The organism is Pseudonocardia hierapolitana (assembly GCF_007994075.1).
GTDB lineage: Bacteria > Actinomycetota > Actinomycetes > Mycobacteriales > Pseudonocardiaceae > Pseudonocardia > Pseudonocardia hierapolitana.
In genome coordinates this window covers 8,279,963-8,299,369 of record NZ_VIWU01000001.1, presented here as the reverse complement: position 1 = coordinate 8,299,369, position 19,407 = coordinate 8,279,963, and the positions used below count along the sequence as shown (strand labels likewise).

Sequence of the window (19,407 nt, the reverse complement as noted above, 5' to 3'; positions counted from 1 at the left end):
GGGACCACCTTCGATCGACGGGGTGCCACGCACCTTTGCGTTTCACAATCCAGAACGCGATTCAGGATGTGGCACCAGGAGAATGGCTGGCACAGGACGGGGGCGTCAAGGCCTCGCGCGTGAACCGCCTGATCGATCCGATTTCATCCACGTAACCGGCCTCCTCGACGGGTTGACAACACGCCGCTCGGCCGCGACGCTGCCATTTCGAATGGTGAAACCCGTGCCACATAGCGACCGAAGTGGGGTGTGTCCATGGTGTCGGTCAGCTCGGCGGGGACAGCGGCCGTGGCGCCCGCGCCACCGGCGGTGTCCCGCACGCGGCGCGCGGGCCGCGCGCTGCTGCTGCTCGCGCTTCCCGCCGTCATCGTGCTCGGCGTGTTCTTCGTGGTCCCGGCGATCCGGCTGGCCTGGCTCTCGGTGAGCACGCCCGAGCTCGGCATCGGCAACTACACCGGCCTCGCCACCGACGGGGTCGTCGTCACGGTGGTGCTGCGCACGCTCGGAATGGCCGCGGTCGTCACGGTGCTGTGCGTGCTCTGCGCGTACCCGTACGCGTACCTGATGACCATCGTCGGTCCCCGGTGGCGGGCGGTGCTCACCGCACTCGTGCTGCTCCCGTTCTGGACGTCGCTGATGGCACGGACCTTCGCGTGGGTCGTGCTGCTGCAGGACACCGGCGTCGTCAACGCGCTGCTCGCGGCGGTCGGGCTCGGCCCGACCCGCCTGCTGGGCACGACCGCGGGCGTCAGCATCGCGATGGCCCAGGTGATGCTGCCGTTCATGGTGCTGCCGGTGTACGCGGCCATGCGCGGCATCGACCGGCGGCTCGTCGATGCGGCGATGGGCCTCGGCGCCCGGCCGATCAACGCGTTCCTGCGCGTGTACCTGCCGTTGTCGCTGCGCGGCGTGGCCGCGGGCGCGACGTTGGTGATGGTGCTCTCGCTCGGCTTCTACGTGACGCCGTCGCTCGTCGGGTCGCCGCAGCAGTCGATGCTGGCGCAGCTCATCTCGGTCCAGGTCAACCAACTGCTGAACTTCGGCGCGGCCGGCGCGCTCGCGGTGACGCTGCTGGTCGTCACCCTCGTGCTCGTGGCCGGCGTGCAGCGGCTCACCCGCACCGGCGGCGCCCCCGCGGCCCTGGTCGGAGGTACTGCCTCATGAGGTCCGTCGGCCTGCGCCGCGCGCTCGTCGCGCTCGGCATCCTGATCGGCGCCTGGTTGCTCGTACCCACGCTGATCGTCATCCCGATCAGCTTCTCCGGTGAGGACAGCTTCGCGTTCCCGCCGAGCTCGTGGAGCCTGCGGCACTACGAGACCTTCTTCACCGAGCCGAGCTGGCTCAACGCGCTGCTGGTGTCGATCCAGCTCGCCGTGATCGTCACGGTGGTCGCGACCCTGCTCGGCACCGCGGCCGCATTCGCCCTCTCCCGCACGGCGTTCCGGGGCCGCGGGGTGCTGAACGGGCTGTTCCTCGCGCCGCTCATCGTGCCCGGCATCGTGGTCGCGGTCGCCGTCTACGCCGCGTTCCTGCAGTGGGGCCTGATCGGCACGCCGGTCGGCTTCATCATCGCGCACACGGTGCTCGCGATCCCGTTCGTCACCGTGAACGTGGGGTCGGCCCTGGGTGGGTTCGACCGCACCCTGGAACGGGCCGCGGCCAGCCTCGGCGCCTCCGCGCCCGCCACGTTCCGCGCCGTCACCCTGCCGCTGATCATGCCCGGGGTGCTGTCGGGTGCGGTGTTCGCGTTCGTCACCTCCTTCGACGAGGTCGTGGTGTCGATATTCGTCCAGTCACCGCAGCTGCAGACGCTGCCGGTGCGGATGTTCACGTCCGTGACCAACGAGGTGGACCCGACGATCGCGGCGGCCGCCACCGTGGTCGTCACGCTCACCACCGCCCTGCTGACCCTGGCCGCCACCCTCAGGAGGACCCGTGCCTGACGCCCCGTCCGGAGCCCGCATCGAGGTCGAGGGCCTCACCAAGCGCTTCCCCGGCGCGGCCGCCCCCGCCGTCGACGGCATCGACCTGGAGATCCGGGCCGGGGAGTTCATGACCCTGCTCGGCCCCAGCGGTTCGGGCAAGACCACGACCCTGAACATGATCGCCGGGTTCGAGGCGATCACCTCCGGCCGGATCGCCCTGGACGGCAACGACATCGCGCAGCTCCCGGCGTACCGGCGCAACCTGGGGATGGTCTTCCAGAACTACGCGCTGTTCCCGCACATGACCGCGGCCGAGAACATCGCGTTCCCGCTCAAGCAGCGCAAGGTCGCCAAGGGCGAGATCGCCCGGCGGGTGGCGGAGGCCCTCGACCTGGTGCACCTGGACGGGCACGGCGAGCGGCTGCCGTCCCAGCTGTCCGGCGGGCAGCAGCAGCGCGTCGCGCTGGCCAGGGCGGTCGTGTTCGAGCCGCGCGCGCTGCTGCTCGACGAGCCGCTCGGGGCGCTGGACAAGAAGCTGCGCGAGTCGCTGCAGCTGGAGATCGCCCGGCTGCACCGGGAGCTGGGCATCACGTTCGTGTTCGTCACCCACGACCAGGACGAGGCGCTCGCGCTGTCCGACCGGATCGCGGTGTTCCGCGACGGCCGCATCGAGCAGGCGGGCACGCCCGCCGAGCTGTACGAGACGCCGGCCTCGCGGTTCGTCGCCACGTTCCTCGGCGATTCCAACGTGTTCGCCGGCCGGGTCCGCGACGGCCGGCTCGACACCGGCTGGTGCAGCCTCCGGGTGCCGGAGGCATCGGCCTCCGACGGCCCGGTGGCACTGGTGGTGCGCCCTGAGCGGCTGCGGATCGCCCCGGCCGGTGGGGCGGCCACCGGTGGGAACGTCCTGTCGGCCACCATCACCGACGTCGTCTACCACGGCGCGTTCCGGCGGGTGCTGGTCCGGTTCGACGGCGGGGGCACCGGACAGGTGCGTGACACCGCGGGCGCCGGTGGCTCGCTCGCGGTGGACCAGCGGGTCGAGGTCTCCTGGGACGACGGCGCAGGCGTGCTCGTCCCGGACGACGAGCCGGAGCCCACCGTCGACGCGCAGGCCACCCCGGTCGCGGCTGGTGCGCGATGAGCCGGGGAACGGACGCGCTCGCCGCCGCCCGCCGGGAGGTCGCGGCGTGCGGCCGCCGGATGCTCGACGACGGGCTGGTGCTGGGCACCGCGGGCAACGTGAGCGTCCGCGTCGGTGAGCTGGTGGCGGTCTCCCCGTCGGGCATGGCGTACGACCGGATCGAACCCGCGGACGTCGCCGTGGTCGACCTCGCCGGGAACCGGGTGGACGGCCCGCACCCCCCGTCCTCCGAGACGCCCATGCACCTCGGCGTCTACGCCACGACCGGGGCCACCGCCGTGGTGCACCACCACGGGCTGCACAGCGCGGCGGTGTCCACCGTGCTCGACGAGCTCCCGGCCCTGCACTACTACGTGCTGCAGCTGGGCGGGCCGGTCCGGGTCGCGCGCTATGCGACCTACGGCACCCCGGAGCTGGCCCGCTCGGTGCACGCGGCGTTGCAGGGCCGCACGGCTGCGCTCATGCAGAACCACGGCGCCGTCGCCCACGGCGACACGCTCGATCAGGCATACGACCGGGCCCGGCTGCTGGAGTGGCTGTGCGCGCTGCACGTCACCGCGACGGGCATGGGCACACCCCGGGTGCTCACCGGTGACGAGCTGGCCGCGGTCGCGCGCCGCCGCACGGAGGTCCCGGCATGAAGGTGATCTGCCTCGGCGCGCACATCCTGGACATCCTCGGCCGCCCGGTCCCCGACATCCCGCCCGGCCAGGGCCGCCGCGTGCTCGACGAGATCCGGATCACGGCCGCCGGCACGGCGGGCGGCACCGCCGTCGACCTCGCCAAGCTCGGCGCCGACGTGGTGAGCATCGGCCCGGTCGGCGACGACGTCACCGGCAGGCTGCTGCTCGACCTGCTCGCCGGGCACGGCGTCGACGTGCGGCACATGGCCCGCCGGCCGGGCCTCGCGACGCCCGCGACCATGCTGCCGATCCGGCCCAACGGCGAGCGACCCGCCCTGCACGCCCCCGGCGCGATGGCGACGCTCACCGCGGCCGATGTTCCCCTGGACCTCGTGGCGGAGGCCGACGTGCTGCACGTCGGCGGGCCGGACGTCCTGGGGGACTTCACCCGCGACGCCCTCCCGGACCTGCTCCGCTTCGCCGCTTCGCACGGCACGGTCGTGAGCATGGACCTGCTCAGCGTCGGCCGGCCGGAGCTGGTGGACGTGCTGCGGCCCGCGTGGCAGCACACCGGGTACCTGCTCCCCAACGACGACCAGATCCGCGGCGTGACGGGTCGCGACGACCTGGTCGAGGCCGCGGGGGTGGCCCGGGCGGCCGGGGTCGGCACCGTGATCGTCACGACCGGAGCGGAGGGCTGCGTGGTCGTGGACGACGGCGGCGTCGTGCGGATCCCGGCGTTCGAGGTTCCGGTCGTGGACACCACGGGCTGCGGGGACGCCTTCACGGCCGGGTTGCTGGTGGGCCTCGGTTCCGGCCGTGCGCTGGCCGACGCGGCGCGGCTGGGCACGGCGGCCGCCGCCCTCGTGGCGCAGGGGCTGGGCTCCGACGCCGGCATCGTCGACCTCCCGTCGACGCTCGCGTTCGGCGCCGTAGCGTGATCGAGTGGACGATCGGAGGAGCCGCTGATGGCCGAAAGGGCCGCCGGTGCGGGTGAGCCCGTCCGGGTGCTGGTCAAGGCGATGGCGGTGCTGGAGCTGCTCGCCGAGGCCACCGACGAGCTCTCCCTCGGTGACATCGCCGCCCGGCTGGAGCTGAACAAGAGCACCTGCCACCGGATCCTCACCACGCTCGCCGCCGGGGACTTCGTGGAACGGCCCTCGCCGGGCACGTACCGCCTCGGCATCGGGGCGTTCCGGGTCGGCAGTGCGATGGCGCGGCGGCTGTCCGTTCGCGAGCGGGCGCTGCCGGCCATGCAGGAGCTCTACCGGCGCACCGGCGAGACGGTGTTCCTGCTGGTGCTGCGCGGCGACGAGGCGGTCTGCGTGGAGCGGCTCGACGGCCGGTACGCCTCCACCCACACCCTCGGCGTCGGCGGTGCGCTGCCGCTGCACCTGGGCGCAGGCCCGCGGCTGCTGCTGTCGACCCTGCCCGACGAGCAGGTGGAGAGCTACCTGGCGGGTCCGTTGCAGCGGCGGACCTCGCCGACCCAGGCCACGGCCGACCAGTTGCGCGAGGACGTGCGGCGGATCCGCGAGGACGGGTTCGCGGTCAGCCGCGACGACGTCGAGCTGGGCGTCAAGGCGCTGAGCGTCCCGGTGCGGGATCACACGGGCGCCACCGTCGCGGCCCTGAGCGTGAGCGGGCTGACCGCGCACCTGCCCGACTCCGAGCAGGAGCACCAGCTGGGGCTGCTGCGCACCGCGGCGGCGGAGGCGTCCCGGGCGTTGGGGCTGCGTGCAGGGGTGTAGACCTGGGGGCGTCGATCGAGAGACCGGAGGGATCCGCATGCGCCACGACGCCGTGCTCGCCGAGACCATCGGCATCCGAGGAGCGGACGACGACGAGATCGAGGCCTACACCGCGCGCCCGCTGGACGGGGGCAGCCGCGGCGGGGTGGTGGTGATCCACCACATGCCCGGGTTCGACTGGGGCACCAAGGAGATCGTCCGCCGGTTCGCCGCCTGGGGCTACAACGCGATCTGCACGAACCTCTACAGCCGGGAGGCGCCCGGCGCGGAGCCCGACGACGCCGCCGCCACCGCGAGGGCGCAGGGCGGGGTGCCCGACGCGCGGTTCGTCGGCGACGCCGCGGGCGCGGCGCGCTGGCTTCGGTCGCTGCCCACCTCGAACGGGAAGGTCGGCACGATCGGCTTCTGCTCCGGCGGGCGGCAGGCCTTCCTGTCCGCGCTGGAGCTCGACATCCAGGCCGCCGTGGACTGCTACGGCGCGTTCGTCGTCGGCACCCCGCCGGAGGGTTTCCCGCTGCAGGTGCAGCCGCTCGCCGACCGCACCGCCGAGCTGCGCGCCCCGCTGCTGGGCCTGTTCGGCAACGAGGACTCCTACCCCTCGCCCGACCAGGTCGACGAGCTGGAGAAACTGCTGGAGACCCACGGCAAGGAGTACGAGTTCCACCGCTACGACGACGCGGGCCACGCCTTCTTCTCCGTCGACCGCCCCGCCTACCGGGTGGCGGCAGCGATGGACGGGTGGCAGCGCGTCCAGGCGTTCTTCGCGAAGCACCTCGACGGAGAGGCGTGATCCGCACCGTGTGCACCTACAGCACCGAGAAGTTCGACGTCACGGCGAGCAGCGGCAAGGGGGCGCAGGGCTGGTTCCCCCTGCGGACGGCCACGGTCTACTACGACCACCCCGTCCACGCGCCGGAGGACCACACGGTCAACATCGACTTCCTGAACCCGGATCAGGGCCCGGGCGCGCGCGTGGCGGTGGAGCTCTCCCTCGACTCCGCCCGCGCGCTGCTGGCGGCGCTGCAGGTGACCGTGGAGCGGGCCGAGCACCACTGACGGCGCCCGGCCGCATCGTGCGCGACCATCGACGGCGGCACCGGCGATGACGCCGGTGGCTTCCCGGCTTCAGGAGGGCAGCATGCAACGGACCGCCGTCAACCCGTGGAACTGGTCGCTGGGCATCGGCTTCGACCAGGCCGAGCTCATCGAGGGCGGGCGCAGGCAGCTCATCTGCTCGGGGCAGACGTCCGTGGACGCCGACGGGCGCCCGCAGCACCCCGGGGACATGCGCGTGCAGGTCGGCCTGGCGATGGACAACGTCGAGGCCGTGCTCGCCGGTGCGGACATGACGCTCGGCGACGTGGTGCGGCTCAACGTCTACACCACCGACGTCGACGCGGTCCTCGGTTGCTTCGACGTCATCGCTCAGCGGTTCGGTGCGGCCGGGGTGCGGCCGGCGAGCACGCTGCTGGGGGTGACCCGCCTCGCCATCCCCGAGCTGATGGTGGAGCTGGAGGCCACCGCCGTCGCGTAGCACCACTCGGCGTGCGTCGGCGCAGTGCACGAGAACTCCGTCAGCGCCCCTCCTCGGGGAGGACGACACCGGCAGTGGCGGTGAGCCCGCCGTCCACGCGCATCTCGCTGCCCGTGACGAACGACGAGCGCGGGCCGGCGAGGAACACGCACGCCTCGGCCACCTCCTCGGGGCGGGCCGTGCGGCCCAGGGGGTGGGCGCGGCCCCAGTCGGCGAGCAGGTCGGCCGGATCGCGGTCGCCTGCGAAGCGCTCGGCCGTGGCGCGCAGCATCGGTGTGTCCACGGAGCCGGGGCACACCGTGTTGCACCGGATCTGCTCGTGGGCGTGGTCGACGGCGATCGCGCGGGTCAGGGCGTTGATCGCGCCCTTGCTCGCGGCGTAGGCCACCACGTCGGTCTGCGTCACGAACGCCTGCACCGACGAGACGTTGACGATCGAGCCGCCGCCCGCGGCGCGCATCAGCGGGACGAGGTGCTTCGCGAAGAGGAAGATGCTCGTGACGTTGACGGCGAGGACCTCGTTCCACACGCCCTCGTCGGTGGTCTCCACCGTACCGTAGCGCTGGATGCCGGCGGCGTTGACCAGGATCTGGGCGCCGCCGAACTCCTCGCGGGCGACCTGCGCCGCCCGCTCGGCGGTGGCGGCGCTGCTCACGTCGCCCACCACCTCGGCCACCCGGGCGCCGCCCGCCCGCAGCCGCCCGGCGTGCTCGTGCAGCGCGTCGCCGTCCACGTCGCAGGCGACGACGGCGGCGCCCGCGGTGGCCAGGCGCGCGGCGACGGCGGCGCCGATGCCCTTCGCCGCGCCCGTGACCACGGCGGTCCGCTCCGCGAACTCCGACATGTTGTTCATGAGCACACGTTGCGCCGAGCTTGTCTGACAACGCAAGATCTGGCGCGATGACTGAGACGAAAGCTGCCGTCGCCGATCTCTTGACGCGCCTGGGCTACCCCGCCCGGGAGGCCAACGACCTGCCCGACTCGCCCTTGCGGTTCCCGGACGGGGCGCAGTACCGCACCGAGATCCCCAGCGTCGAGGGCCCGGCCGCCCTCGAGGCCGTGTTCGACGAGGCGGACAAGCGGGGCGTGCGGGTGCACCGCGTCTCCTCCGGCAGCGGGATCATGCTGGCCACCGACGCCGAGATCACCGACATGGTGCAGGCCTGCGCGGCCCGGCGCGTGGAGCTGTCCCTCTTCGTCGGCCCGCGGGCGCCGTGGGACATCGGCGCCCAGGCGCGCACGCCTGCCGGCGGCGCCGTCGGCTGCCGCCACGAGGGCGCCGACCAGCTGGCGTACGCGATGGAGGACCTCGTGCGCGCCAACGAGCTCGGCGTGCGCGGCGCGCTGGTCGCCGACGAGGGCCTGCTCCTGATGACCAAGCACATGAAGGAAGCGGGCCTGATCGCCCCCGACTTCGTGGTGAAGGTGTCGGTGCAGATGATGGCGTCCAACCCGGTGAGCGTGCGGCTCATGCAGGACCTGGGCGCCGACACCTACAACGTGCCGCCCGGCCTCACGCTGCCCCGGCTGGCCTCGATCCGCGCAGCCTCGCAGATCCCGATCGACATGTACGTCGAGTCGCCCGACACCCTCGGCGGGTTCGTCCGCCACCACGAGATCGCCGAGTTGGTGCGGGTGCTGGCGCCGATCTACGTCAAGTTCGGGCTGCGCAACCACCCCGACGTCTACCCCAGCGGTGGGCAGCACGAGGCGCTGAACGTCCAGCTGTCTCGCGAGCGCGTGCGTCGCGCCGAGATCGGGCTGGCCCACCTGCACCGGGCCGCGCCCGACCTCGTGACGTCTGAGCTGGGAGCCCAGGGGCTGGCGGTCCCGGTGGCCTGAGCTCAGCGGCCGGGTGCGACCGCCGCCAGGCCGGCGCCGCGGAGGGCCTGCTTCGACACGTTCACGGCGGAAGGGAAGCACACCGCGGTGGCGTGCGGATGAACGCCGGCCGACGGGGCGCCGCCTGCGTCCGTCTGGTCGACCTCGAGCATCACGCGGCGAGCATCACGCGGCGAGCTCGGCCTCGCTCAGGCGCAGCTCCGGCGGCCGCCGTGTGAACATCCGGGTGAGCCCGGCCAGGTAGACGAGCCCGGCGGCGATCCAGGCGAGCCCGACGACGAACGTGGTGCCCGACAGGCTCGTCCACAGCCACAGCGTGAGCAGCACGCCGATCCCCGGCACCACGGCATAGGCGATCAGGTTCGCCGGTGTGCGCCGCCCCTCGTCGATGACGTAGTGCTTGACGACCGACAGGTTGACGAGCGAGAACGCGACCAGGGCGCCGAAGCTGATCATCGAGGAGGCCAGCTCGAGGCTGATGACCAGCGCGATCAGGGACAGCACGCCGACCACCGCCGTGGCGAGTGCTGGGGTGTGGAAGCGTCGGTGCAGCCGGCCGAAGACCGCCGCGGGCAGCGCGCCGTCGCGGCCCATCGCGTAGAGGATGCGCGAGACGCTCGCCTGCGACGCCATCGCGGAGCCGAAGCAGCCCGCGATGTAGGCGGCGGTGAAGAACGCCGTCAGGGCGGCGCCTCCCGCCGCCCCCACGACGTCCAGAGCGGCCGAGTCGACGTCGGTGAACTCCGAGTACCGCGGGAAGACGAGGTGCCCGGCGTAGGAGACGACGATGAACAGCGCGCCGCCGATCAGGGTCACCAGCATGATCGCGCGAGGGATGCGCCTGCGCGGATCGCGGGTCTCCTCCGAGAGCGTGGACACGGCGTCGAACCCGAGGAAGGACAGGCAGAGGATCGCGGCCCCGCCGAGGACGGCCGACGCCTCGCCGCCGTCCGGCAGGAACGGCTCGGCGAGCGACGGCATGCCGGTGCCTGCGGTCGTGCGCGCGACGGCGACCAGGAAGACCACGATGAACACGACCTGGATCGCGACGAGCACGAAGTTCATCCGCGCCACGAGCCGGATGCCCAGGACGTTCAGGCCGGTCACCAGCAGGATCGCGCCGATGATCCAGACCGCGACCGGGACGCCGGGGAACGCGGCCTCCAGGTAGATGCCCATCACCAGGTAGTTGATCATCGGCAGGAACAGGTAGTCGAGCAGCAGCGCCCACCCGGTCATGAATCCGAGGTGGGGGCCGAACGACCGCTGCGTGTAGGTGTAGGCCGAGCCGGCGAACGGGTGCGCGCGCACCATCAGCCCGTAGCTGTAGGCGGTGAAGAGCATCGCCGTGAGCGTGACGACGTACGCCGCCGGCAGGTGCCCCGAGGTGAGCTCGGTGACCACGCCGTAGGTGGTGAACACCGTGAGCGGCACCAGGTAGGCGAGCCCGAAGAGCACGATCGACGGCATTCCCAGCACCCGGTCGAGGTGCGTGTTCTCGGCCATGATCGCGAGTATCGGGTGCTGATGGGTCTCCCGACTACCATCAGCGGCCGAATCCTCGGGTCATCGGGCGGAGCATGGGTACCGCGTTGCGGGTGGGCGTCGCCGTCGTCGTGCTGGCGGTCGTGGTCGTCGCGCTGGCGTGGGTCTTCCAGCGGCGGCTGGTCTACCTGCCGTTCGGCGGGCCGGACGGACCCGCGGCGGCTTACCTGAACGGCGGCCGCGACGTCGTGCTGCACACCGGGGACGGGCTCGACCTGGCCGCGTGGTGGGCGCCCGCCACCGGGCCGGCCGAGGACCGGACGGTGCTGGTGGCGCCCGGCAACGGCGGCTCGCGGGTGCTGCGGGCGCCGCTCGCGCGCGCCCTCGCGGCGGAGGGGTTCGACGTCCTGCTCGTGGAGTACCGCGGCTACGGCGGCAACCCCGGCTCGCCCACCGAGGAGGGCCTCGCCGCGGACGTCGACGCGGCGTACCGGTACCTGGTCGAGGAACGCGGTGTGGCGCCCGACCGGCTGGTGCTGTTCGGGGAGAGCCTCGGCGGCGCGCCGCTGACCCGGCTGGCCACCGAGCGACCGGTCGGCGCGCTGGTGCTGCGCAGCCCGTTCACCTCGCTCGCCGACGTCGGCGCGCGCGCCTACCCGTTCCTGCCGGTCCGGGCGTTGCTGCGGGATCGGTTCCCGCTGCTGGAGCACGTGCGGTCGGTGCGGGCGCCGGTCGCGGTGGTGGCGGGCGCGGCCGACGAGATCGTGCCGGTCGAGCAGAGCCGGGCGGTCGCCGAGGTCGCGGGCGCGTCCTACGTCGAGCTGCCGGGGGTGCGGCACAACGACGAGGAGCTCAACAGCGGGCCTGCCGTCGTCGACGCGGTGGTGCGGATCAGCGGCGGTTGATGCCACCCTGACCCCGTGGAATGGACCGGTGCCCGCTATGCCGACTGCCCGACCGCCGAGGTGACGACGTGGATCGCCGCCCCGCCGGACGAGGTCTGGACCGCGGTGGTCGACCTGCCCGGCATGGCGGCGTCGAGCCCCGAGCTGCAGTCCGTCGAGTGGCTCGACGCGTGCGGCCCGGCCGTCGGATCCCGGTTCGTCGGGCACAGCCGGCACGACGCCTTGGGGGAGTGGTCGGTCATCTCGCACGTCGTGACCTGCGAGCGGCCGCGGGAGTTCGCCTGGGCCGTGCACGACCCGCAGCACCCGGCGGCGACCTGGCGGTTCACCCTGGAACCCGCCGACGGCGGCACGCGGCTCACCGAGTGGGTCCGGCTCGGGCCCGGCCGGTCCGGGTTGAGCCACGCCATCGAGCGGATGCCCGACAAGGAGCAGAAGATCGTCTTCGTGCGGCTGCGGGAGTTCGAGCGGAACATGACCGCCACCCTCGCGGCGCTCAAGGAGCGGGTCGAGGCGGGATCCTGATGCGCACCGCCACCACCGTCGAGGGAGCCGGCCGGGAGACGGTGGAGTTCGTGTGCGAGGCCGAGAACCTCGGGCTCGACATCTGCTGGGTGGCCGAGGCGTGGGGCGCTGACGCGGTGTCGGTGCTGGGCCACCTCGCCGCCCGCACCGACCGGCTGCTGCTCGGGTCCGGGGTGCTCCAGCTCGGCACGCGCACGCCGGTGGCGATCGCGCAGGCGGCGCTCACGCTCGCCGACCTGTCCGGTGGGCGGTTCCTGCTCGGCCTCGGCGCGTCCGGTCCGCAGGTGATCGAGGGGCTGCACGGGGTGCCGTTCGCCCGGCCGCTCACCCGGATGCGCGAGACCGTGGACGTCGTGCGCCGGGTCCTCGCAGGCGAGAAGGTCGCCTACGACGGGGAGACGGTGCGGATCCCGTTGCCCGGCGGCGACGGCCGCCCGATGCGGCTGTCGACGGCCCCGAACCCGGACATCCCGCTGTACCTCGCCGCGCTGTCACCGAAGCTGCTGGAGCTGGCCGGTGAGATCGCCGACGGCTGGCTGGGCACGAGCTTCGTCCCCGAGGGCGCGGCCGCCTACTTCGCCCACCTCGACGCCGGGCTGGCACGTTCCGGGCGGCGCCGGCGCGACCTGGACGTCTGCCAGGGTGCCGAGGTCGCTTTCGCCGCCGACGAGGACGAGCTGCGGCGCATGACCGCCGACCGGCGGAAGGGGCTCGCCTTCAGCCTCGGCGGGATGGGCTCGGCGAGCACGAACTTCTACAACGACGCCTACAGCCGCCAGGGATGGGCCGAGGTCGCCGCGGCCGTGCGGGAGCGCTGGCTGGCCGGCGACCGCGACGGGGCCACCGCGCTCGTCACCGACGAGATGGTGCTGGCCACCACGCTGATCGGCACCGAGGAGATGGTGCGGGCACGGCTACGGGTCTGGCGCGACGCCGGCGTCGACACCGTGCGGCTCTACCCGGCCGGCGACACGCTCGACGACCGGCTCACCACGCTGGCCCGCGGGATCGACCTCGTCCGGGCGACGACTTCCCACTCTTCCGGCCCTACGACGCTTCACGCATCGTCATCCCGGAGAGCGAGATGACGTAGTCCTTCGACTGCTCGTCGACGTGGACGCCGTACGTGGTCGGGTAGTAGGCGGACTTGTGGTACGCCTGGGGCAGTTTGAGGGGCTGCTGGAACGCCGGGTCGGTCAGCAGCCATTCGCGCGTGATCATCGGCTCGACGAACGTGTAGCGGCCGTCCCAGGTGCCGTTGATGATGATCTGCTCGAAGTCGTAGGAGCCGGGGACGAGAGCGGGATCACTGAAGTCGATCAAGTGCACACCCATGCCGGGCACCGCCTGAGCAGCGGCGGGCGCGCCGGGCGGGACGACGTAGTCCTGTGGCACGTACTTCGCCTCGGGTGCGCGTTCGGCCTTGGCCGTGTAGTCCGGATCGGACGCGATGATGCCGTGGATCGTCGCCATGTCGACCATGTCGAAGTGGAAGTCGAAGTGCGGTTCGCCGAACAGCTCGGGTGGCTCGTGCCCCTGCGGGTTCCAGTTGAGCATGACGTGATCGAACGCGGTCGCCGACGCCTGGTCGGGGAAGTCGAGCATCAACGTCGGTGGGAGACCGGTGCTGGTTTCGGGCAGCCCGTCCAGGGCGGTGGCCGTCAGTCGCACGCCGACCTCGGTCGGGCGGCCGCCTTCGTCGAGCGCGGCGTAGGTCTTGACGGTGCCGTTCCCGAGAGGTTGGGACGGGCCGAAGAAGGTGCCGCTGTTGCTGGGAGGCGCGCTCCCAGCACTGCTGCAGCCCGGGAGAAGGGCCAGGGCCGTGCTGGCGGCACAGACCAATCCGAGGCCGCGGAGAAGTCGCTGACAACGCATGATGATCTTCCCTCCGTTCTGGGGGTCGTCGTCCCGATCGAGGTGACCGGCCGTGTGGGCGATCCGGCGGCACCGGTGCCCTGGATCACGCATGAAGGCGCTGCCGGGACGTCGTGGAGCGGCGCCGGCCGTCGGTCAGCGCGGTGATCGAGTTCGACGCCGTGTCCGCGCCTGCCCGTGGTCCTCATCGGAGTCCCGCTCTGACGGAGGCCGGCAAACTACGCCTACCGACGGCGCACCGCTAGGCCCCCGCACGGACACCACTCGTCCGCACGCCCGAAGGTGTCACGCGCTGGTGGTGGCGGGGGCCGACCCACGACGACCGGGGCCGCCGGCCTGGCCCGGGCGACCGACCTCGTCCGGTCAGGGGAGGTGCGGGACGGGCCCCACAGCGGCCGCCGCGCGCAGCCGCGTCGCGTCCTGCCCGGGCGGTGCACCGAAGAGCCGGCGGTACTCGCGGCTGAACTGCGACGGGCTGTCGTAGCCGACGAGGTGGCCCACGCCCGCGACGTCGTCGGGCCGCGCCAGCAGGAGCGACCGCGCCTCCTGCAGGCGGATGCGCTTCTGGAACTGCAGGGGGCTCATGGTCGTGACGGCGCGGAAGTGCCGGTGGAACGCGGCGGCGCTCATCCCGGCGGTCCGCGCGAGGTCCTCGATCCGCATCGGTTCGGCGTAGTTGTCGCGGATCCACCGGATCGCCCGGCTCACCTGGGACAGGCTGCTGTCGGCGAGGCCGATCTGGCGGACGATCGCGCCGTGCGGGCCGGTGAGCAGCCGCCAGAGGATCTCCTTCTCGACGAGAGGGGCGAGCACGCGGGCGTCGGCCGGGTGGTCGAGCAGCCGCAGCAATCGGGCCGCGGCGTCGAGCAGGTCGGGGCCGGCGTCCCCGGTCGCGATCGCCGGTTCGGTCGAGGCTCGCGGCGACGGCGCGGCCGGAGCGTCCAGCAGCAGCTGGGCGATCGTGGCCGGGCGCAGCACCAGACCCATGCCGAGCGCAGGGGTCTGCGGGGTGGCGTCGAGGAAGTGGCCGGTGACGGGCAGGCCGGTCGTGACCACGAGGAGCTGTCCCGCCCGGTACTCGAACACCTCGTCGCCGAGCAGGAGGCGCTTGCCCCCTTGCGCCATGACGACCAGCAGCGGGTCGGTCAGCGAGTAGTCCGGCTCCTGAGTCGCCACCCGGGACAGCAGCAGCCCGGGAATGGGCGTCTTCATGTCCGGCCGGGCGTGCGTCACGATCGAGCGGCGGATCTCGGCGAGCGGGTGCACTCACCGATCCGATCGAAGTTGCGAGGATCGTGCAAGAGCGGGCGCGGATCGATCTACCTCGGCGGCGGGCCTGGCGGTTGCATGGGTTCATGCCTCTCGACCACTACGTCACCCTCGGCCGGTCCGGCCTGCGCGTCAGCCCGTTCGCCCTCGGCGCCATGACATTCGGAGACGATCGCGGCGGCGCCGGCTGCAGCGTCGAGGAGTCGGAGAAGATCCTCTCGACCTACCTGGACCGCGGCGGGAACTTCGTCGACACCGCGAACTTCTACACGAACGGCCACTCGGAGAAGATCCTCGGCGACTTCTTCGCGGCCCGCCCCGGTCGGCGCGAGCACGTGGTGCTGGCGTCGAAGTTCTTCGGCAACATGTTCCCCGGCGACCCCAACGGCGGCGGTGCCGGCCGGGGGTCGATCATCGCGCAGCTGCACGAGACCCTGCGCCGCCTGCAGACCGACTACCTCGATCTCTACTGGCTGCACAACTGGGACCGCCACACGCCGATCGAGGAGACGATGCGCGCCCTCGACGACCTGGTCCGAGCGGGGAAGATCCGCTACGTCGGCTTCTCCAACACGCCTGCATGGGTCACCGCCCAGGCCCAGACCACGGCGCTGCTGAAGGGCTGGACCCCGCTGATCGCGCTGCAGGTCGAGTACTCGCTGCTGGCCCGCACCGTCGAGGGCGAGCTCGCCCCGCTCGCACATGACCAGGGCATGGCGCTCGTGCCGTGGAGCCCGCTGAGGAACGGCTTCCTGTCCGGCAAGTACCGCCGCGGCACGCAGGTCGCCGACTCCGCCCGCGCCGCCTTCGTCGGCGGGCCCACCGACGACGAGTTCGCCGTCATCGAGGCCGTCGCCACGATCGCCGACGAGCTCGGCACCAGCCCGGCCGCGGTGTCGCTGGCCTGGCTGCGGGCCCGGCGCGGCACCGTCGTGCCGATCGTCGGCGCCCGGCGGGTGCAGCACCTCGAGGACAACCTCGCCGCGCTCGAGGTGACCCTCACGCCGGAGCAGCTCGGCGTGCTCGACGAGATCTCGGCGCCGACCCTGGACTACCCGGCACCGATGCACGGCGCGCAGCGGGCGATGCTGCAGTTCGCGGGGACCACCGTCGACGGCGAGGTCTCCACCGTGTACCCGCCGCTCCTGCAGAGCTCCGTCCGCTACTGAGCCTCACGTTTGGGCCTGACGTTTTCGGACCGGGCACCGCGGTTACGGATCACGTGTGAACGACCAGCGATCCGACGAAGCGACGATAGCGGTGCTCGGCGCCGACGAGGCCAACTTCGAGCTCCTGCGCCGCATGCCCGGTCACGAGCGGCAGACGTTCGTGCCGGTGCTCACCGACTCCGAGATGCAGGAGGGGGAGGTCAGCATCCCGGACCTTCTCGACCGCGCCGTCCGCACACTGGACGGGCGGGACGAGCCGGTGGACGCCGTCATCGGGTTCTGGGACTTCCCGATCAGCACGCTGGTCCCGCTGCTCGCCGCCCGCTACGGCCTGCACGGCGCGTCGCTCGAGGCGGTCGTGAAGTGCGAGCACAAGTACTGGAGCCGTCTGGAGCAGCAGCAGGTGATCGAGGAGTACCCCCGCTTCGGGCTCGTCGACCTCGACGACCCGCGGTTGCCCGACGGCCTGCGCTACCCGGTGTGGCTCAAGCCGGTGAAGTCGTACTCCTCGGAGCTCGCGTTCCACGTCGCCGATGACCGGCAGTTCGCCGATGCCGTCGCGGAGATCCGCGAGGGCATCGGGCGGCTCGGCAGGCCGTTCGAGTGGGTGCTCGACCAGCTCGACCTGCCGCAGGCGATCGCCGAGGTCGGCGGGCAGGCGTGCCTGGCCGAGGAGGCGATGACCGGGGCGCGCGCCGCCACGGAGGGGTACGTGCACGACGGGGAGGTCGTCGTCTACGGGGTGCTCGACTCGATCACCTACCCGGAGCGGTCGAGCTTCCTGCGCCACCAGTACCCGTCCCAGCTGCCCGAGCCCGTGCAGAAACGGCTGGTGGAGGTGTCCGAGCGCGTGATCGCGGGTGTCGGCCTGGACTGGACGACCTTCAGCGTCGAGTTCTTCTGCGACCCGGAGTCGGGCGACGTGTGCCTGCTGGAGATCAACCCGCGGCACTCCCAGTCGCACGCCCAGCTCTTCGCCGACGTCGACGGGATCGCCAACCACCACGCCATGGTCCAGCTCGCGCTCGGCCGCGATCCCGAGCTGCCCCGCGACAAGGGCCCGTACGGGATCTCGGCGAAGTGGTACCACCGCCGCTTCTCCGACGGTGTGCTGCGGCGCGGCCCGAGCCCCGAGGAGGTCGCACGGATCGAGCGCGAGATCCCCGGCGTGCGGGTGACCCCGGTGCCGCGCGAGGGGCAGCGGCTTTCCGAGCTGCTCGGGCAGGACAGCTACAGCTTCGAGCTCACCGACGTGATCGTCGGCGCCCGGGACGAGGCCGAGCTGGTGGCCAAGTACGAGCGCGCCGTCGGCGCCCTGACCTACGAATTCGACTGATGCGCACCGTTTCCGCTCTCCCGCACGAGGTCCGCCCAGCCGAGACCGTCCGCATCCCGATGCCCGACGGCGCCGAGCTCGCCGCCCGGCTGTGGCGGCCGGTCTCGTCCAACGGCGAGCCCGTGCCGGCCGTCTGCGAGGCGATCCCGTACCGCCAGCGCGACCTCACCTCCGTGCGCGACTCGATCCACCACCCCTACCTCGCCGGACACGGGTACGCCTGCCTGCGCCTCGACCTCCGCGGCAGCGGTGACTCCGACGGCGTGCTCTGCGACGAGTACACCGAGCAGGAGCACCGCGACATCGAGACGGCGCTGGCGTGGCTGGCCGACCAGCCGTGGTGCACGGGGCGTACCGGGCTCATGGGCATCTCGTGGGGCGGGTTCGCCGGGCTGCAGGTGGCCGCGCGTCGCCCGCCGAGCCTCGGCGCGATCGTCATCGCGTCCTTCACCGATGACCGCTACGCCGACGACATGCACTACATGGGCGGCTGTCTGCTCTCGGACAACCTGGCCGAGGCCGGCACGATGTTCGCCTACTCGACCCTGCCACCCGATCCGACCGTGGTCGGGGAGCGCTGGCGGGAGATGTGGCGTGAGCGACTCGAGCACGCCGAGCCCTGGATCCTGAAGTGGCTCGCACACCAGCGCCGCGACGACTACTGGCGCCGGGCGTCGGTGTGCGAGGACTACTCGGCCGTTCAGGTGCCGGTGTTCGCCTCCAGCGGATGGGCCGACGGCTACTCGAACGCGGTCTTCCGGGTGCTCGAGCACCTCGACGTGCCCCGCAAGGGCCTGATCGGGCCGTGGTCGCACAAGTACCCGCACCTCGGCGTGCCCGGCCCCGCGATCGGCTACCTGCAGGAGGTCGTGCGCTGGTTCGACCGGTGGCTGAAGGACCGCGAGAACGGCGCCGAGGACGGTCCGATGCTGCGTACGTGGATGCAGGAGAGCGTGCCGCCGTCCACCGCGTACGAGGAGCGGCCGGGCCGGTGGGTCGGCGAGCCGAGCTGGCCCTCCCCGCACGTCCGGCCGGCCGAGCACGCCCTCGCCCGCTACCGGATCGCGCCCGTGGGCGCCCGGATCGAGCCCTGCGAGGTGAGCGTGCAGTCGCCGCTGTCGGTGGGTCAGTTCGCCGGCAAGTGGGCCTCGTACAACGCACCCCCGGATCTGCCCTACGACCAGCGCGAAGAGGACGGCGGCTCGCTGGTGTTCGAGACCGAGCCCCTCGCCGAGCGCTGCGAGATCCTCGGCGCCACCGCGGTGGAGCTGGACGTCGCAGCGAGCCGGCCGGTCGCGACGATCGCGGCCCGCCTGTCCGACGTCGCCCCCGACGGGCGCGCCACCCGCGTGACCTACGGGCTGCTCAACCTCACCCACCGCGATCGCGACGACGACCCGGAGCCGGTCGAGCCGGGCGCGTTCCAGCGGGTCCGCGTGCAGCTCAACGGCGCGGCGCAGGCGTTCCCGCCGGGACACCGGATCCGGCTGTCGCTCTCCTCGTCGTACTGGCCGCTCGCGTGGCCGCCCCCGGAACCGGCCGAGCTCACCGTCCGCACCGGGACCAGCTGCCTGGTGCTGCCCGTCCGGCCCACGGCCGAGGACGACGAGGTGCCGCTGCGCCCCTTCGACGAACCCGAGGGAGCACCACCCGCGCCGGCCACGCAGCTCGAGCCGGGGGAGAACAGCTGGACGGTGTCGCGGGACCTGATCGACTACCGCTCGGTGCTGGAGATCGTCAAGGACGGCGGCGTGCTGCGCCACGACGACACCGGCATGACGACCGGTCGGCGCGTGGTGGAGCGCTACAGCAGCGTGGCCGACGACTTCGCCTCACCGCGCGGAGACGTGGAGTGGTCGATGACGTTCGCCCGTGACGGGTGGAGCACGCGGACCGTCACCCGCACCGTGCTGACCTGCACGCCGGAGACGTTCGAGGTGCACGGCCACCTCGACGCGTACGAGGGCGAGCACCGCACGTTCTCGAAGGACTGGGCGCGCAGCATCCCGCGCGATCTACTGTGA

21 protein-coding genes are annotated in these 19,407 nt (G+C 72.5%); 16 read left to right on the top strand and 5 right to left on the bottom strand.

Annotation, left to right across the window (positions count from 1 at the left end; all coding sequences use genetic code 11):
* Positions 1-255: 255 nt before the first annotated feature.
* The 9 genes from FHX44_RS39105 (at position 256) to FHX44_RS39065 (ending at position 6,977) form a co-directional block, all read left to right on the top strand.
* Positions 256-1,164, top strand: coding sequence for an ABC transporter permease (locus FHX44_RS39105; protein ID WP_147260375.1), 909 nt, complete (start codon positions 256-258; stop codon positions 1,162-1,164).
* Positions 1,161-1,943 (top strand): ABC transporter permease, encoded by a 783-nt coding sequence (locus tag FHX44_RS39100; protein WP_147260374.1) that lies wholly within the window; start codon positions 1,161-1,163, stop codon positions 1,941-1,943. Before FHX44_RS39105 ends, FHX44_RS39100 begins: the two co-directional genes overlap by 4 nt.
* Positions 1,936-3,069: an ABC transporter ATP-binding protein gene (locus FHX44_RS39095; protein ID WP_147260373.1), complete on the top strand. Its 1,134-nt coding sequence runs from the start codon at positions 1,936-1,938 to the stop codon at positions 3,067-3,069. Before FHX44_RS39100 ends, FHX44_RS39095 begins: the two co-directional genes overlap by 8 nt.
* Positions 3,066-3,710 (top strand): class II aldolase/adducin family protein, encoded by a 645-nt coding sequence (locus FHX44_RS39090; RefSeq protein WP_147260372.1) that lies wholly within the window; start codon positions 3,066-3,068, stop codon positions 3,708-3,710. Before FHX44_RS39095 ends, FHX44_RS39090 begins: the two co-directional genes overlap by 4 nt.
* A complete protein-coding gene (locus tag FHX44_RS39085) occupies positions 3,707-4,633 on the top strand; it encodes a carbohydrate kinase family protein (protein ID WP_147260371.1) in 927 nt (308 codons plus the stop codon). The genes FHX44_RS39090 and FHX44_RS39085 overlap by 4 nt, the downstream gene beginning before the upstream one ends.
* A gap of 27 nt (positions 4,634-4,660) precedes the next feature.
* Complete coding sequence (locus tag FHX44_RS39080) at positions 4,661-5,443, top strand: IclR family transcriptional regulator (protein ID WP_147260370.1); 783 nt, start codon at positions 4,661-4,663, stop codon at positions 5,441-5,443.
* Between the two features lie 37 nt (positions 5,444-5,480).
* Positions 5,481-6,233 carry a dienelactone hydrolase family protein gene (locus tag FHX44_RS39075; protein WP_147260369.1) on the top strand — a complete coding sequence of 251 codons (753 nt, stop codon included), beginning with the start codon at positions 5,481-5,483 and terminating at the stop codon, positions 6,231-6,233.
* Positions 6,230-6,499 (top strand): DUF6295 family protein, encoded by a 270-nt coding sequence (locus tag FHX44_RS39070; RefSeq protein WP_425469173.1) that lies wholly within the window; start codon positions 6,230-6,232, stop codon positions 6,497-6,499. The genes FHX44_RS39075 and FHX44_RS39070 overlap by 4 nt, the downstream gene beginning before the upstream one ends.
* An 82-nt stretch (positions 6,500-6,581) precedes the next feature.
* On the top strand, positions 6,582-6,977 hold the full coding sequence (locus FHX44_RS39065; protein ID WP_147260368.1) for a RidA family protein: 396 nt from the start codon (positions 6,582-6,584) through the stop codon (positions 6,975-6,977).
* Positions 6,978-7,017: 40 nt separating this feature from the next.
* Here the strand turns inward: FHX44_RS39065 and FHX44_RS39060 are convergent, their stop codons facing one another.
* On the bottom strand, positions 7,018-7,830 hold the full coding sequence (locus tag FHX44_RS39060; RefSeq protein ID WP_246170835.1) for an SDR family NAD(P)-dependent oxidoreductase: 813 nt from the start codon (positions 7,828-7,830) through the stop codon (positions 7,018-7,020).
* Between the two features lie 47 nt (positions 7,831-7,877).
* Here FHX44_RS39060 and FHX44_RS39055 point away from each other — a divergent pair, with 47 nt between their 5' ends.
* Positions 7,878-8,819, top strand: coding sequence for a U32 family peptidase (locus FHX44_RS39055; RefSeq protein WP_147260367.1), 942 nt, complete (start codon positions 7,878-7,880; stop codon positions 8,817-8,819).
* A gap of 2 nt (positions 8,820-8,821) precedes the next feature.
* Here the strand turns inward: FHX44_RS39055 and FHX44_RS42530 are convergent, their stop codons facing one another.
* Positions 8,822-8,974, bottom strand: coding sequence for a hypothetical protein (locus FHX44_RS42530; RefSeq protein ID WP_170309222.1), 153 nt, complete (start codon positions 8,972-8,974; stop codon positions 8,822-8,824).
* Positions 8,975-8,984: 10 nt separating this feature from the next.
* Positions 8,985-10,325 carry an APC family permease gene (locus FHX44_RS39050; protein ID WP_147260366.1) on the bottom strand — a complete coding sequence of 447 codons (1,341 nt, stop codon included), beginning with the start codon at positions 10,323-10,325 and terminating at the stop codon, positions 8,985-8,987.
* A 74-nt stretch (positions 10,326-10,399) separates the two neighbouring features.
* On the opposite strand from FHX44_RS39050, the gene FHX44_RS39045 reads away from it, so the two are divergent.
* The 3 genes from FHX44_RS39045 to FHX44_RS39035 are packed head-to-tail and all read left to right on the top strand — an operon-like array spanning position 10,400 to position 12,822.
* The gene (locus FHX44_RS39045; RefSeq protein ID WP_147260365.1) at positions 10,400-11,209 is read left to right on the top strand and encodes an alpha/beta hydrolase; all 810 of its coding nucleotides are present in this window, start codon (positions 10,400-10,402) and stop codon (positions 11,207-11,209) included.
* A gap of 15 nt (positions 11,210-11,224) precedes the next feature.
* The gene (locus FHX44_RS39040; RefSeq protein ID WP_147260364.1) at positions 11,225-11,734 is read left to right on the top strand and encodes an SRPBCC family protein; all 510 of its coding nucleotides are present in this window, start codon (positions 11,225-11,227) and stop codon (positions 11,732-11,734) included.
* Positions 11,734-12,822: an LLM class flavin-dependent oxidoreductase gene (locus tag FHX44_RS39035; protein ID WP_147260363.1), complete on the top strand. Its 1,089-nt coding sequence runs from the start codon at positions 11,734-11,736 to the stop codon at positions 12,820-12,822. Before FHX44_RS39040 ends, FHX44_RS39035 begins: the two co-directional genes overlap by 1 nt.
* On the opposite strand, the gene FHX44_RS39030 is transcribed toward FHX44_RS39035, so the two are convergent.
* Both FHX44_RS39030 and FHX44_RS39025 read right to left on the bottom strand, forming a co-directional pair.
* A complete protein-coding gene (locus FHX44_RS39030; RefSeq protein ID WP_147260362.1) occupies positions 12,782-13,609 on the bottom strand; it encodes a DUF5602 domain-containing protein in 828 nt (275 codons plus the stop codon). The genes FHX44_RS39035 and FHX44_RS39030 overlap by 41 nt on opposite strands.
* Before the next feature lie 363 nt (positions 13,610-13,972).
* Positions 13,973-14,821, bottom strand: a complete 849-nt coding sequence (locus FHX44_RS39025; protein ID WP_147261833.1) for an AraC family transcriptional regulator N-terminal domain-containing protein — start codon at positions 14,819-14,821, stop codon at positions 13,973-13,975.
* 143 nt (positions 14,822-14,964) lie between these two features.
* Here FHX44_RS39025 and FHX44_RS39020 point away from each other — a divergent pair, with 143 nt between their 5' ends.
* From FHX44_RS39020 to FHX44_RS39010, 3 genes are all read left to right on the top strand, one after another.
* Positions 14,965-16,047 (top strand): aldo/keto reductase, encoded by a 1,083-nt coding sequence (locus tag FHX44_RS39020; RefSeq protein WP_147260361.1) that lies wholly within the window; start codon positions 14,965-14,967, stop codon positions 16,045-16,047.
* Between the two features lie 133 nt (positions 16,048-16,180).
* Entirely contained in the window at positions 16,181-17,383 is a 1,203-nt protein-coding gene (locus FHX44_RS39015) for an ATP-grasp domain-containing protein (RefSeq protein WP_147261832.1), read from the top strand.
* On the top strand, positions 17,383-19,407 hold the full coding sequence (locus tag FHX44_RS39010; protein WP_147260360.1) for a CocE/NonD family hydrolase: 2,025 nt from the start codon (positions 17,383-17,385) through the stop codon (positions 19,405-19,407). Before FHX44_RS39015 ends, FHX44_RS39010 begins: the two co-directional genes overlap by 1 nt.